Source organism: Microbacterium sp. 1154 (assembly GCF_031455375.1).
Classification (GTDB): domain Bacteria; phylum Actinomycetota; class Actinomycetes; order Actinomycetales; family Microbacteriaceae; genus Microbacterium.
Genome location: NZ_JAVDSN010000001.1, coordinates 427,198 through 440,450, shown reverse-complemented (window position 1 = coordinate 440,450; position 13,253 = coordinate 427,198). Strand labels below are relative to the sequence as shown.

Here is a 13,253-nt window from a genome sequence, read left to right as displayed (position 1 = left end):
TCCACAACACCCGGACGTTTTGAAATTTCGTCCGGGTGTCCTGGACACTCAACGCGGGTGCGGCGGGTGCGGCGGGTGCGGCGGGTGCGGCGGGTGCGGCGGGCGCGCGGGTGCGATCAGGCGCGGCGGCGGCGACGTGCCCCGAGCAGCGCTACGCCGAGACCCGAAGCGACCAGGGCCAGGATGCCGAGAGCCACGGGCACCTCCGAGCCGGTGACGGCGAGACCGCCGGCGGTGCCGCCACCCGAGCTCCCCGACCCGCCGATCGTTCCGGCGGGAGCACCGGGCGTGCCGGAGCCCGTTCCGGAACCGTCGCCCGTGCCCGCGCCGTCGCCCGGGGCAGCGCCCGCCGCGACCGTGACGGTGGCGGACCGCGCCTGCTCGACGTTGCCCGCGACGTCGGTCGAACGGAACCGCACCACGTGGTCGCCGGCGCCCGTGAGCGTCACGTTCGAGCCGGTGGTCCACGTTGTCCCGTCGAGCGAGTACTCGGTCAGGGCGACGCCGGAGGTGGCATCCGTCGCCGAGAACACCACCGTGGCTGTGGCCGGGGCCAATGCCTGGAACACCGCGGCCGGCTGAACGAGGCGCAGCAGGGTCGAGGGCTTCGCGACCGAGGCCTCGGTGGTCGGTGCGACGGTGTCGATGCGGACGGGGAGCGACCCCGCGACCTCGGGCACCTCGGCGCCGTTCCACAGCGCGCGGTAGTCGACGGTGTGATCGCCGTCGGCGGTGATGTCGAATGTCGTCCCCGTCTGCCAGTCCGCGCCATCGATGCGGTACTGCACCTCGACGTCGGTGTTGCCGTCGTGCGAGAGCGAGATGGGCCCGGGAGGGGTCGTGTACCAACCGGCGGTGTTGGGCTGGGCCGGCAGGACGGGCTCGATGTGCGCGATACCGCCCGCCTCGGGCACGACGATCTCGGGGATCTTCAGGTAGGACCCGGGCGTCGAGAACGTCAGACGCAGGCCCGTCGCGAGGATTGTGCGGAACGACAGGGTCGTCTCGACGCCGTTCGTCACGGTCGGAGCGTCGCCCGTGAGGGGGAGCGGCTTCCACTCGTCCTCGCGAGGATCCCGGTACTCGAGCGAGACGCCGGCGATGGAGCCCTCGATGTTCGTGAAGCGCACCTCGTTCAGGCGGTGGGTCTCGGAGGTCTCGATCGTGAAGGTCGCCGAGTCCTTCCCGCCCGCGTCGGTCCAGGTCGACCACGCGGTGCCGAGTCGGCCGTCGCACGCGTTCGAAGCGGGCATCGTGGCCCACTTCGTCTGATGGAAGGATGCCGACACCGAGGCGTCACCCCCTCGGCAGACGTTCATGGCCGAGGCGTTGCCCCACACGTCGACCTCGGAGATCGACTGCCACGTGTTCGCCTGGCTCGTCAGCCGGAGGCGCAGGGCGCTGGTCGCCGGGAGTGTCCGGGCGTCGATCACGGCCACGGGGGCCGGGGTGCCGGCATCCTGAGCGAGGGTCGCCTCGACCGCGGTGTCCTTCCACGCGCCGGCCGCGTCGCGGTACTGCACCTGGATGCGCGAGGGCCAGGTCGCGGTCGCTCCGTCCTTGTACGTGTGCACGACGATCGAGTCGAAGGTGCGGTCGGTGCCCCAGTCGAACTGCAGCCAGCTGTCGCGCGGGTAGCCGTTGCCGGTCCAGTCGTCCCAGCCCTTGGCCGTGGCGTTGCCGTCGGTCAGGGTGGCGACGAGGTCGTTGCGGCTCGACGCGGCGACGGTCGCCTCGGGGGCGATGTCGGCGATGCCGGGCTCGGCCACCGTGATCGTGCGCTGGAACGACCGGCCGGCGGTGAACTGCGCGTCGGCGTCCAGGGTGCCGGTGATCGTCTGGGGGCCGAGCACGCTCGTGTCGATCGTCGACCACGTGACGGCGACCGGGGCCGTGCCGGCGGAGGTGTCGACGGGCACGCTGGTCGGCAGCTGCGGGGTGGCGCCCCGGCGGACGCTCTCGGGGAGCCCGGTGGTGACGGCTCTCCAGGTGCCGTGACCGAAGCCCTTGTCGTCCCAGTACGAGGCATCCCAACCCGCTCCGTAGCGCGCGGGGTCTTCGGCGGCGGGGTTGTGCATCTCCAACCGGCCGTTCTCGCCCACGGTGAGGGGCAGCCAGACATAGGTGGAGTCGGACTTCCCCTCGTTCCAGCGGTCGCCCATATAGACGAACTTGCCGGGTTCGAGCTCGAACACGTTCGTGGTCTGCGAGCCGAAGGTCGAGCGACGCACGTCGCCGATCGACAGCAGTCCGTCGCCGCCGTCGGGGATCGCGTTGTACGAGACGGTCTCGTTCACGTCGTTCGCGTCGACGCCGCGGATCCACGTGCCCATCAGGTTCTCGGTCGTGTAATAGGTCTGCGGATTCGGCGCCCAGCCCGTCGCCCCGGAGGTGACGACGCTGTACGTGCCGTCTCGCTCGAAGATCGCGGGGGCCTCGAGGTGACCGCACTCCTTGACGATCTGGAAGTCGGTGCCGCGCTCCGGTGCCTCGGGCGTGCCGTCGGCGAAGACGTAGGGGTACCGGCCGTCCTCGGAGTACTGGTTCACGTCGAGGGTGTCGCGGTCGGTGGTGTGCGTCACGTTCGTATAGCTGTCGTCGAGCGCGGCGACGTAGAGGCTGTAGTTCTCCTCCGACGAGTACGAGATGTACGCCTTGCCGTCGTCGTCCTGGAACACCGTCATGTCGCGCGCCTGACCGGGCACCGCGTACGGCGTGCACGCCTGGTAGTCGGTGCGGTTCGGCATGCGGAACGCGCCCGTCATGCGGAAGGGTCCCGCGGGGGAGTCTGACACGGCGACCGCCGCCATCGAGCGCGCGTAGGTGCTGCCGCCGGGTTCGATGCGTCCGTCGGCGTGCCACCACATGACCCACTGCCCGGTCTTGTCGTTGTGCAGCACCTTCGGGCGCTCGAAGATCGCCGTGTAGTCGGAGTTCTGCGTCGAGTTCAGGTGATAGGCCAGGGCGTCGATTTTCTCGGTGCGGGGCTGGCCGTTCTCGTCGACGGTGTCGTAGAGGTCCTCGAAGTAGGGCGTGAGCAGGTCGTCGCGCGTCGAGATGCTGCGCAGCGCGTCTCCGAGGTTCGTCCAGTTCTTGGCATCCGTCGATCGGTACACCGCGACACCGGGGCTGTTCCAGTAGCCGTTCGTGCGGTCCTCGCCGTACCAGTAGTAGACGGTCTGGCCGTTCTCGGTGGTGGTCACGACCTGGCCGCCGTGCGCCTGGATGTGCCGGCCGTCGGTGTCGAACCAGGACGGCTGGAAGTAGTCGGCGGCCCCGAGACCCGGATCGGCGAGCGGCAGGAAGTTCGTGTACGTGACGGGCGGGTCGACCCGCGGAACCCCGTCATTCGGGTCGGTCGGCATGCCGACGGCGGCGCTCGCCGCGAGGGGGGATGCCAGGGCTCCGGCGAGCAGGGCGGCCATCGCTGTGGCCAGCAGGCGGGGGACGAGCGGGCGTCGAGGCATCATCGCGTCTGTTCCGATCTGCGCCGCGACGGTGCGGCGCATGGCGACCCGGGGCCGCGGTGGGGGATGTTGACGTCAACACTATGGGTCGGGGGTGCGCGGCGTCCAGAGGGGATTTGCGCGGGCGCTGGCCGGGGACGGCGGGTGGCTCGCCGCCGGCGCACCCACGTCGAGTGTCCAAAACACCCGGACGTTTCCGAATTTCGTCCGGGTGTTCTGGACACTCAACCGGGGGGCGACGCGTCACGGCGGACCGGGGGGGGGGGCGGAGCCCCGAGAAGGAACGAGTGGTGCCGCCGTTGCCGCATCTCATCGCTCGAGTGTCCAAAACACCCGGACGTTTTCGAATTTCGTCCGGGTGTTTTGGACACTCAACAGAGCGGCAGGGAGGCAGGGCGGCGGGGCGACGCGACGCGCGGAGCCCGGCGCGCGGGCACGCGAAGGCGCGACGCCGCCCCCCGTTACGGCGTGAGTGTCTAAGACACGCCGTCGGCGCGAGGGCCGATCTGGCGTGTCTTGGACACTCGACGGAGGAGGCGCGTCCCCGCGGCGCGTTACAGCGCGTCGACCACCCGCGACGCGAGGCCGGCGTACGCGGCGGGCGTGAGCGCGAGCAGGCGCTCCTTCGCGGCGTCGCCGATGTCGAGGCCGCGCACGAACTCGGCCAGCTCGGGCGCGCCGACACGGCGTCCGCGCGTGAGGTCCTTGAGCAGGGCGTAGGGGTCGGTGATCTGCGAACGGCCGGCGGCGATCTCGGCGCGAACGACCGTCTGGATCGCTTCGGCCAGCACTTCCCAGTTCACGTCGAGGTCGGCCAGCAGCACATCCTCGGCGAGCGAGATCTCGGTGAGCCCCCGCTGAAGGTTGTCGAGCGCGAGCAGCGAATGGCCGAAGGCGACGCCGATGTTGCGCTGCGTCGTGGAGTCGGTGAGGTCGCGCTGCAGGCGGCTGGTCACGAGAGTGGATGCCAGGGTGCCGAACAACCCGCCCGCGATCTCGAGGTTCGCCTCGGCGTTCTCGAACCGGATCGGGTTGATCTTGTGCGGCATGGTCGACGACCCGGTGGCGCCGGCGACGGGGATCTGGGTGAAGTACCCGAGCGAGATGTAGGTCCAGATGTCGGTGGCGAGGTTGTGCAGGATGCCGCCGGCGTGACGCGCGCGGTCATAGAGCTCGACCTGCCAGTCGTGCGACTCGATCTGCGTGGTCACCTCGTTGAAGCCGAGGCCGAGCGACTCGATGAACCCGCGCGTCAGCTCGGGCCAGTCGACGTCGGGCTCGGCGGCGACGTGCGCCGACCAGGTTCCGGTCGCCCCCGAGAACTTCGCGAGGTACTCCCCGGCATCCAGCTGTCGGATGACGCGCTCGAGGCGCCACGCGAAGACGCCGATCTCCTTACCCATCGTGGTGGGCGTGGCGGGCTGTCCGTGGGTGCGCGAGAGCATCGCGGTGTCGCGGTGCTTCTTCGCGAGCTCGGCGAGCGCGGCCGTCACCGAACGGAGCTTCGGCAGCCACACGCGCTCCACCGCGCGCTTCACCGTCAGCGCGTAGGCGGTGGAGTTGATGTCCTCGCTCGTGCAGGCGAAGTGCGTCAGCTCGGCGAGTGCGGTGAGACCGAGGCTGTCGAGGCGGTCGCGCACGAGGTACTCGACGGCCTTCACGTCGTGGCGGGTGACCGCCTCTTTCTCTTTGAGCCAGGCGACCTCGTCGGCGCCGAACTCCTCGTACAGCGCGCGCAGGCGCGCGCGGTCCTCATCCGAGACGGGCGCGGTGCCGAAGAGCGACCGGTCGGTCAGCGCGAGCAGCCACTCGACCTCGACCTCGACGCGGGCGCGGTTGAGGCCGGCCTCCGACAGGTAGTCGCCGAGTTCTGCGACGGTGGCGAAGTAGCGGCCGTCGAGGGGGCTGAGGGGCTGCGGGGGCAGAGAGGACACGGGTCTCCCGGGGGTCGCGCGAAAGGGTCAGCCCGCGGAGCGGATGGCGGGCTCGAGCTGCCGGAACAGGGCGCGGCTGGCGCGTTCGATCATACCGAGCACCTCGTCGAACATCGGGGCCCCGGCGTAGTACGGGTCGGGGACGTCGAGGGTCTCGGCATCCGGGAGGAACGACTGCAGCAGCGCGATCTTGTCGGCATCGTCGTCGTCTCGCGCCCAGCCGCGCAGGACGCGCTCGTGGCTGCGGTCGAGGGCGACCACGAGGTCGTTGCGCTCGAAGTCGGTGTACTGGAACTGCCGGGCACGATGCGAGGACCCGTCGTAGCCCAGGCGCTCGAGGGCGGCGAGGGTGCGATGGTCGGCTCGTTCGCCGACGTGCCAGTCACCGGTACCGGCCGACGTCGACGCGACGTGCGCTGAGAGGCCGGACGCGTGGGCGATGCGGCGGAACACCACGTCGGCCATCGGCGAGCGGCAGATGTTGCCGCTGCATACGAACACGACGCGGAACGGCGCGTCGGGGTTCGCGGTCATCCCCCCATCATGGCGCTGATGGGCTCCGCGCGCATCAGCGGCGTTCGCGCTCCTCGCGCCGCGGGCGCAGGATGCCGCCGAGCACCGCGTTGATGATGCCGATCAGCAGCGCCGCCACGACCGTCAGCCAGAACTCGCCGGTGCGCAGTCCCCAGTCCCAGTTTCCCGTGATGACGGCGGTGAGCCACAGCAGGAAACCGTTGATGATCAGCGAGATCAGGCCGAGCGTGAGGATGTAGAGCGGGATCGCGACGATCTTGACCACGGTGCCCACGAGCGTGTTCACCAGGGCGAAGATCAGCCCCACCACGAGGAGGGTGAGGAGCACCTGGAACCACTCGCCCGGGGCGAAGGGGATGAGCCGCACCTGCAGCGCGGGCAGCAGCGTGACGATCCAGATGGCGAAGGCGTTGACGGCGACGCGGACGACGAAGCGCATGCCCCCATCGTGGCACGCAGCCGCCGTGGCGCCACGGGGTTGTGGAGAGCTCGCGGTCCTCTCCACCGTGGGAAGGAGGGGGTGGGGAAAGAGGGACTGACGCGTGCGGCGGGGCCCCGGTTAGGCTCGCGGGGTGAGTGAAGAGCCGGTCCTGCCCCGTATCCGCCCCGAGATCGCCGCGCTGCCCGCGTACCGGCAGGGTCGCCAGGCCAGCCCCGACGCCTTCAAGCTCTCGAGCAACGAGAACCCCTTCGAGCCCCTCCCCGGCGTCCTCGACGCCGTCGTCGCCGCGGGGGCCTTCAACAGGTATCCGGATGCCACGGCCGCACGCCTGCGCGAGCGCCTCGCCGCGCGGTACGGCGTCTCGCCCGACGAGGTGCACGTCGGCGCCGGCAGCGTCTCGGTGCTCGCGCAGCTGCTGCTGGCGACGTCGGGCCCCGGCGACGAGGTCGTCTACGCCTGGCGTTCGTTCGAGGCGTACCCCTCGCTCGTCGCGGTCGCGGGGGCCAAGAGTGTGCAGGTGCCGCTCACGGGCGACTCCCGTCACGACCTGCCCGCGATGGCCGCCGCCGTCACCGAGCGCACGAGCCTCGTCATCGTCTGCAGCCCCAACAACCCCACCGGACCGACCGTCGGGTACGACGAGTTCGCCGCCTTCGTCGACGCCGTGCCGCGCGAGGTGCTGATCGTGCTCGACGAGGCCTACGCCGAGTTCGTCACCGACCCCGACTCGGTCGAGGGTAGCCGCGTGCGCGCCGTGCTCAACCGCCCGAACGTGGTGGTGCTGCGCACCTTCTCGAAGGCGTACGGTCTCGCGGGCCTGCGCATCGGCTACGCGATCGGCCACACCGGCGTGCTGGACGCCGCGCGCAGCACCGCGATCCCGCTGTCGGTCACCGCGGCCGGAGAGGCCGCGGCGATTGCGAGCCTGGATGCCGAGAGCGAGCTGCTGCACCGCGTGAAGGTCATCGCCGAGCGACGCGACCGCCTGGTCGACCGTCTCCGCGAGGCCGGGTGGGACGTCCCCGACGCCCAGGGCAACTTCGTGTGGCTCGCCGCCGGAGACCGCACGGTCGAGGTCGCGACCGCCTTCGAGGAGGCCGGACTCATCGTGCGTCCGTTCCCGGGTGACGGCATCCGCATCTCGATCGGTGAGGAAGAGTCGCTCGACCGCGTGGTCGAGGTCGCCGCAGCCACCGCCGCGCGCTGACCCGCGCGGCGTCTTTGTCGATCTGGCACGTCGGATCCCGGCATCCGTTGTGTACCTCATGCGGTCTCGCGCATGGGTCGCGCGTTAGCGTGGGACCATGACCCCGCTCGACGATCCCGCTCTCGTGCGCGTTCTGGCGGCCGACGGCACCCTGGCTCCCACGCCCGAGGCCGAGCGCTACCTGCCGCTCATCGACGCCCTCAGCGACGCCGAACTCGAGACCTTCTACCGCGACATGGTGTCGATCCGCGCCTTCGACGTGCAGGCGACCAACCTGCAGCGTCAGGGACAGCTGGCCCTGTGGCCGCCGTCGTTCGGGCAGGAGGCGGCGCAGGTCGGCTCGGCGCGCGCGGCCCGCGCGCAGGACCACGTCTTCCCCTCGTACCGCGAGCACGTGGTCACCCGCATCCGCGGCGTCGACCCGCTCGACATCATCCGGCTCATGCGCGGGCTCACGCACGGCGGGTGGGACCCGACCGACCCCAAGAACGGCAACACGCACATCTACACGCTCGTGCTCGGCGCGCAGACGCTGCACGCCACGGGTCTTGCGATGGGCCTGGTGTTCGACGGAAAGAGCGGCACGGGCGACCCCGAGCGCGACGAGGCCGTCATCGTCTACTACGGCGACGGAGCGTCCAGCCAGGGCGACGTGCACGAGGCGATGGTCTTCGCCGCGAGCTTCCAGACCCCCGAGGTGTTCTTCCTGCAGAACAACCAGTGGGCCATCTCAGTCCCCGTCGCGACGCAGTCGCGCTCGCCGCTGTACAAGCGCGGTGAGGGCTACGGCATCCCGAGCCTCCAGGTCGACGGAAACGACGTGCTCGCCAGCTACGCCGTGTCGAAGACCGCGCTCGACGAGGCGCGCGCCGGCGGCGGCCCCCGCGCGATCGAGGCCATGACGTACCGCATGGGCGCGCACACCACGAGCGACGACCCCACGAAGTACCGCACTTCGGACGAAGAGAAGGCGTGGGCCGGGCGCGACCCGATCGCCCGCATGCGCGCGTTCCTCGAGGGGCGCGGCGCCTCGCAGCAGTTCTTCGACGACGCGGATGCCGAGGGGGCCGCCCTCGCCGACGACGTGCGCGTGCGCACGAACGAGCTCGGGTCGATCCCGCGCGCGCACATGTTCGAGAGCGTCTACTCCGAGGCGCACGCGCTGATCCAGGAGGAGCAGCGCTGGCTCGACGACTACGAGACGTCGATGGACGGGGGCGCCCAGTGACCGAGAATCTCCCGATCAGCCGCGCACTCAACGCCGGTCTTCGCCGCGCCCTCGAGACGGACGACCGCGTCCTGCTCATGGGCGAGGACATCGGGCCGCTCGGCGGTGTCTTCCGCGTGACCGAGGGCCTGCAGAAGGACTTCGGTCCGCGCCGCGTCATCGATTCCCCTCTCGCCGAGTCGGGCATCGTCGGCACCGCGATCGGTCTCGCGATGGGCGGCTTTAAACCGGTCCTCGAGATCCAGTTCGACGGCTTCGTCTTCCCCGCATTCGACCAGATCACCTCGCAGCTGGCGAAGATCACGAACCGCCACGAGGGTGCGGTGCGCATGCCCGTCGTCATCCGCATCCCCTACGGCGGGCACATCGGCGCCGTCGAGCACCACCAGGAGAGCCCCGAGGCGTACTTCACGCACACGGCGGGTCTGCGCGTGGTCAGCCCCTCGAACGCGAACGACGCGTACTGGATGATCCAGCAGGCGATTGCCTCGCCCGACCCGGTCGTGTTCCTCGAGCCGAAGGCGAAGTACTGGCAGAAGGGCGAGGTCGACCTCGATGCGCCCGCTCTGCCGCTGCACGCGAGCCGGATCGTCCGCCGCGGCACCGACGTGACCCTCGTCGGTCACGGCGCGATGGTCACGACCCTGCTGCAGGCAGCCGCGCTCGCCGAGAGCGAGGGCACGAGCTGCGAGGTCATCGACCTGCGCTCCCTGTCGCCCGTCGACTACGGCCCGCTGCTCGACTCGGTGCGCCGTACCGGCCGCATGGTCTACGCGCAGGAGGCGCCGGGCTTCACCTCGCTCGGCTCCGAGATCGCCGCGACCGTGATGGAGAAGGCGTTCTTCGCGCTCGAGGCGCCCGTGCTGCGGGTGTCGGGCTTCGACGTGCCGTTCCCGCCCGCGAAGCTCGAGGGCACGTACCTGCCCGACGCCGACCGCATCCTCGAGGCCGTCGACCGGTCTCTGGCCTACTGACCCTTTCCGCCCCGCGCCCGCCGACACCCGCCGACCGCGTCCGCATTCCGTTGCGGCGCCGCCGGTGACAAGCTGGCTTTCGAGCAAAGGACACACCGTGACCGAGCAGACCTTCGTTCTCCCCGACGTCGGAGAAGGCCTCACCGAGGCCGAGATCGTGCAGTGGCGCGTCGCGCCCGGTGACGCCGTCGCCGTCAACGACGTGATCGTCGAGATCGAGACGGCCAAGTCGCTCGTCGAGCTGCCGTCGCCCTACGCGGGCACGGTCGGCGAGCTGCTGGCATCCGAGGGGTCGACCGTCGAGGTCGGCGCCCCGATCATCACGATCGGATCGACGGATGCCGCCGCCCCGGCGCCCGCGGCCCCGGTCAGTGTCCCCGAGCCCAGCGACCCCGGCGGAGCGGTGCTCGTCGGGTACGGCACGGGCGGTGCGGTGTCGTCGCGTCGCCGCAAGCCCGCCGAGCGCCCCGTGAAGGCCTCGGTCGGCGTGGTCGCCAAGCCCCCGATCCGCAAGCTCGCGCGCGACCTCGGCGTCGACCTCTCGGCGGTGACGCCCAGCGGCCCCGCCGGAGAGGTGACCCGCGACGACGTCGTCAAGCACGCCGAGCAGGCGAGCGTCTTCCGCAACATCGAGACGCCCGCGTGGGGCGCCGTGCGCGAGGAGACGATCCCGGTGTCCGCTGCCGCGGCGCCCGCGCCCGTGGCATCCGCCCCCGCCTCCGACGCCCGCGAGGAGTCGATCCCCGTTCGCGGCGTGCGCAAGGCGACCGCGAACGCGATGACCTCGAGCGCGTACTCGGCGCCGCACGTGTCGGTGTGGGTCGACGTCGACGCCTCGCGCACGATGGAGCTCGTCAAGCGCCTCAAGGCCTCGCCCGACTTCGCCGACGTGAAGATCTCGCCGCTGCTGATCATGGCGCGCGCGGTGATCTGGGCCCTGCGTCGCACGCCGATGATCAACGCTGCGTGGGTCGACACCGAGGACGGCGCGCAGATCTCGGTGCGCCACTACGTGAACCTCGGCATCGCCGCGGCGACCCCGCGCGGCCTGCTCGTGCCGAACATCAAGGACGCGCAGTCGATGAACACGCGCGAACTGGCCAAGGCGCTCGAGACCCTCACCCTCACCGCGCGCGAGGGCAAGACGAGCCCCGCCGACCAGACCGGCGGCACGTTCACGATCACCAACATCGGCGTCTTCGGAGTGGATGCCGGGACCCCGATCATCAACCCCGGTGAGGCGGGCATCATCGCGCTCGGCGCGATCCGCCAGAAGCCGTGGGTCGTCGACGGCGAGGTGCGCCCCCGCTGGGTGACCACGGTGTCGGGCTCGTTCGACCACCGCGTGGTCGACGGCGACGGGATCTCACGGTTCATCGCCGACGTGGCATCCGTGCTGGAGGAGCCGGCGCTGCTGCTGGACTGATCCGACGGGACGGGGCAGCCCGACGTCTCTGTCGTGGGCGCCGGTCGATCGTGACCGCGCCGCTCGCGTGATCGGCGCTCGTGCCTGTGCCCTCGGGTGCGGGGCCCGTTCGCGTCGTCATCGGGCCCTCGTTCGCGTCGACGTCGGCGTGCGGACGGCGTAACGATCCGTCATGTTCCGCATCTCACGGGCAATCAGGAACTCCCCGAATACGACCCTGATCAGGCCTGATCGTGTGCGCAATGGCCGTCCGTGTCGTCATGACGAATCGTGACCGTCGGTTGGAGCGCCGGCCCGTGTCCGTGGTGGGGTGGAACCTCCTGTCTCGCACGCCGCACCGCGGCGCCCTCTGGAGTTCACATGTCCCGACTCGCCCGCATAGCCGTCCCCTCGGTCTCGGCCCTCGCCGTGGTCGCCCTTCTCGCCGGGTGCTCGGCGACCTCGACGTCGACGGGCCCCGACGCCGGCGGCGAACCCGTCAGCGGCGGCACCCTCACCTATCTGGAGCCGCAGACCTGGACGACGCTGTACCCGCCGTCCGCGGGCTTCTACCCCAACGGCGGCATCGTGAACAACATCACCGACCGGCTGCTGTACCAGAACCCCGAGACCCTCGAGCTCGAGCCGTGGATCGCCACCGACTACACGGTCAACGCCGACGCCACCGAGTACACGTTCGAGCTGCGTACCGACGTCACCTACTCCGACGGAACGCCGCTCACCGCCGCCAACGTCGTCAAGAACATCGACCTCTACGGGAAGGGCGACAAAGACCGCGCCCTGCCGGTCTCCGAGGCCATCAACAACTACGGCGGTGGCGAGGTCGTCGACGACGACACCGTCGTCTTCCGGTTCACCGCCCCCTCGCCCGGCTTCGCGCAGGCGGTGTCGACCATCAACTCGGGGCTGCTCTCCGACGCGAGTCTCGACCGCACGAGCGAGCAGTTCGGACCCGGCAACGCGAAGGACATCATCGGCAGCGGCCCGTTCGTCATCTCCGACGAACAGATCAGCACGCAGACCAGCGTCACCGCGCGCGCGGACTACAACTGGGCTCCCCCGTCGCTGGCGCACCAGGGCCCCGCCTATCTCGCGGGCATCGACTACATCGTCGCCGCCGAGAACAGCGTGCGCGTCGGTACGGTCGTCGCGGGTCAGGCCGACGTCGCCCGCAACATCCCCGCCCCCGACGAGGCGCAGTTCGCCAGCGGCTCGCTGTCGCTCCACGCCGCGGCCACCAACGGCGTGAACAACGGCCTGAGCTTCCGCTTCCGCGAGCCGCGGTTGGAAGACGTCCGCATGCGCCAGGCGATCATCGCGGGTATTGACCGCCAGAAGATCGTCGACACCCTCTTCACCGCCAACTACCCGCTCGCCACCGGCGCACTCGCGAAGACCGCCCTCGGCTACGTCGACACGTCGTCCTTCTACACCTACGACCCCGAGCGGGCCGCCGCGCTTCTCGACGAGGCCGGGTGGACGCTCGGCGCCGACGGCATCCGCGCGAAGAACGGCGAGAAGCTCACCCTCGCGTTCAACGAGGCCCTGCCGCAGCCCCGCTCGAAAGAGGTCGTGACGCTGATCCAGGAGCAGCTGGGCAAGCTCGGCATCCAGGTTTCGCTGTTCGCGGGCGACATGGCCGCGCAGACGAAGGCGGCCACCGATCAGAGCACGATCCAGGTCTACCACTCGATGGTCGGACGCGCGGACTTCGATGTGCTGAAGTCGCAGTACTTCTCGAAGAACCGCAACACGCTGCTGAACCTGAACCCTGCCGACGGATCGATCGGCGACCCGCAGCTGGACACGCTGCTGTCGGCCATCGCGTCGGAGCCCACCACGGCCGAGCGCCAGACCGCGTCCGAAGCTGCGCAGCAGTACCTCGCCGAGAACGCGTACATCCTGCCGATCTTCGAGGAGCCGCAGGTGTTCGGCCTCACCGCGAAGGTGCAGGGATTCGACACCGAGTCGGTCGGACGCCCGTCGTTCTACTCGACCTGGCTCGCCGGCTGAGTCACGCGGTAACCCGGTCCACGGAGCA

Annotated in this window: 9 protein-coding genes; 5 read left to right on the top strand and 4 right to left on the bottom strand. The window is 70.4% G+C overall.

Features of this window, described 5'->3' with window-relative positions; all coding sequences use genetic code 11:
• Window positions 1-116: 116 nt before the first annotated feature.
• The 4 genes from J2X55_RS01895 to J2X55_RS01880 all read right to left on the bottom strand — a co-directional run bounded on the left by J2X55_RS01895 (window position 117) and on the right by J2X55_RS01880 (window position 6,374).
• The gene (locus tag J2X55_RS01895) at window positions 117-3,509 is read right to left on the bottom strand and encodes an OmpL47-type beta-barrel domain-containing protein (RefSeq protein WP_309821638.1); all 3,393 of its coding nucleotides are present in this window, start codon (window positions 3,507-3,509) and stop codon (window positions 117-119) included.
• A 512-nt stretch (window positions 3,510-4,021) separates the two neighbouring features.
• Window positions 4,022-5,401 (bottom strand): adenylosuccinate lyase, encoded by a 1,380-nt coding sequence (gene purB / locus J2X55_RS01890; RefSeq protein ID WP_309821637.1) that lies wholly within the window; start codon window positions 5,399-5,401, stop codon window positions 4,022-4,024.
• A gap of 27 nt (window positions 5,402-5,428) precedes the next feature.
• Entirely contained in the window at window positions 5,429-5,935 is a 507-nt protein-coding gene (locus tag J2X55_RS01885) for a low molecular weight protein-tyrosine-phosphatase (RefSeq protein ID WP_115916609.1), read from the bottom strand.
• Window positions 5,936-5,969: 34 nt separating this feature from the next.
• Window positions 5,970-6,374 carry a phage holin family protein gene (locus J2X55_RS01880; protein WP_309821636.1) on the bottom strand — a complete coding sequence of 135 codons (405 nt, stop codon included), beginning with the start codon at window positions 6,372-6,374 and terminating at the stop codon, window positions 5,970-5,972.
• Window positions 6,375-6,507: 133 nt separating this feature from the next.
• On the opposite strand from J2X55_RS01880, the gene J2X55_RS01875 reads away from it, so the two are divergent.
• The 5 genes from J2X55_RS01875 to J2X55_RS01855 all read left to right on the top strand — a co-directional run bounded on the left by J2X55_RS01875 (window position 6,508) and on the right by J2X55_RS01855 (window position 13,225).
• Window positions 6,508-7,584, top strand: a complete 1,077-nt coding sequence (locus tag J2X55_RS01875) for a histidinol-phosphate transaminase (RefSeq protein WP_309821635.1) — start codon at window positions 6,508-6,510, stop codon at window positions 7,582-7,584.
• 97 nt (window positions 7,585-7,681) lie between these two features.
• Entirely contained in the window at window positions 7,682-8,812 is a 1,131-nt protein-coding gene (locus J2X55_RS01870) for a thiamine pyrophosphate-dependent dehydrogenase E1 component subunit alpha (RefSeq protein ID WP_115916615.1), read from the top strand.
• Window positions 8,809-9,786 (top strand): alpha-ketoacid dehydrogenase subunit beta, encoded by a 978-nt coding sequence (locus J2X55_RS01865; protein ID WP_103207702.1) that lies wholly within the window; start codon window positions 8,809-8,811, stop codon window positions 9,784-9,786. Before J2X55_RS01870 ends, J2X55_RS01865 begins: the two co-directional genes overlap by 4 nt.
• Window positions 9,787-9,883: 97 nt before the next feature.
• Window positions 9,884-11,212, top strand: a complete 1,329-nt coding sequence (locus tag J2X55_RS01860) for a dihydrolipoamide acetyltransferase family protein (RefSeq protein ID WP_115916617.1) — start codon at window positions 9,884-9,886, stop codon at window positions 11,210-11,212.
• 360 nt (window positions 11,213-11,572) lie between these two features.
• Complete coding sequence (locus tag J2X55_RS01855; RefSeq protein ID WP_309821634.1) at window positions 11,573-13,225, top strand: TIGR04028 family ABC transporter substrate-binding protein; 1,653 nt, start codon at window positions 11,573-11,575, stop codon at window positions 13,223-13,225.
• The last annotated feature ends 28 nt before the right edge of the window (window positions 13,226-13,253 follow it).

Coding starts and splice junctions, on each gene's coding strand:
- J2X55_RS01855 (WP_309821634.1), top strand. CDS start 11,573: ATGTCCCGACTCGCCCGCATAGCCGTCCCCTCGGTCTCGGCCCTCGCC.
- J2X55_RS01895 (WP_309821638.1), bottom strand. CDS start 3,509: ATGCGCCGCACCGTCGCGGCGCAGATCGGAACAGACGCGATGATGCCT.
- J2X55_RS01885 (WP_115916609.1), bottom strand. CDS start 5,935: ATGACCGCGAACCCCGACGCGCCGTTCCGCGTCGTGTTCGTATGCAGC.
- J2X55_RS01870 (WP_115916615.1), top strand. CDS start 7,682: ATGACCCCGCTCGACGATCCCGCTCTCGTGCGCGTTCTGGCGGCCGAC.
- J2X55_RS01880 (WP_309821636.1), bottom strand. CDS start 6,374: ATGCGCTTCGTCGTCCGCGTCGCCGTCAACGCCTTCGCCATCTGGATC.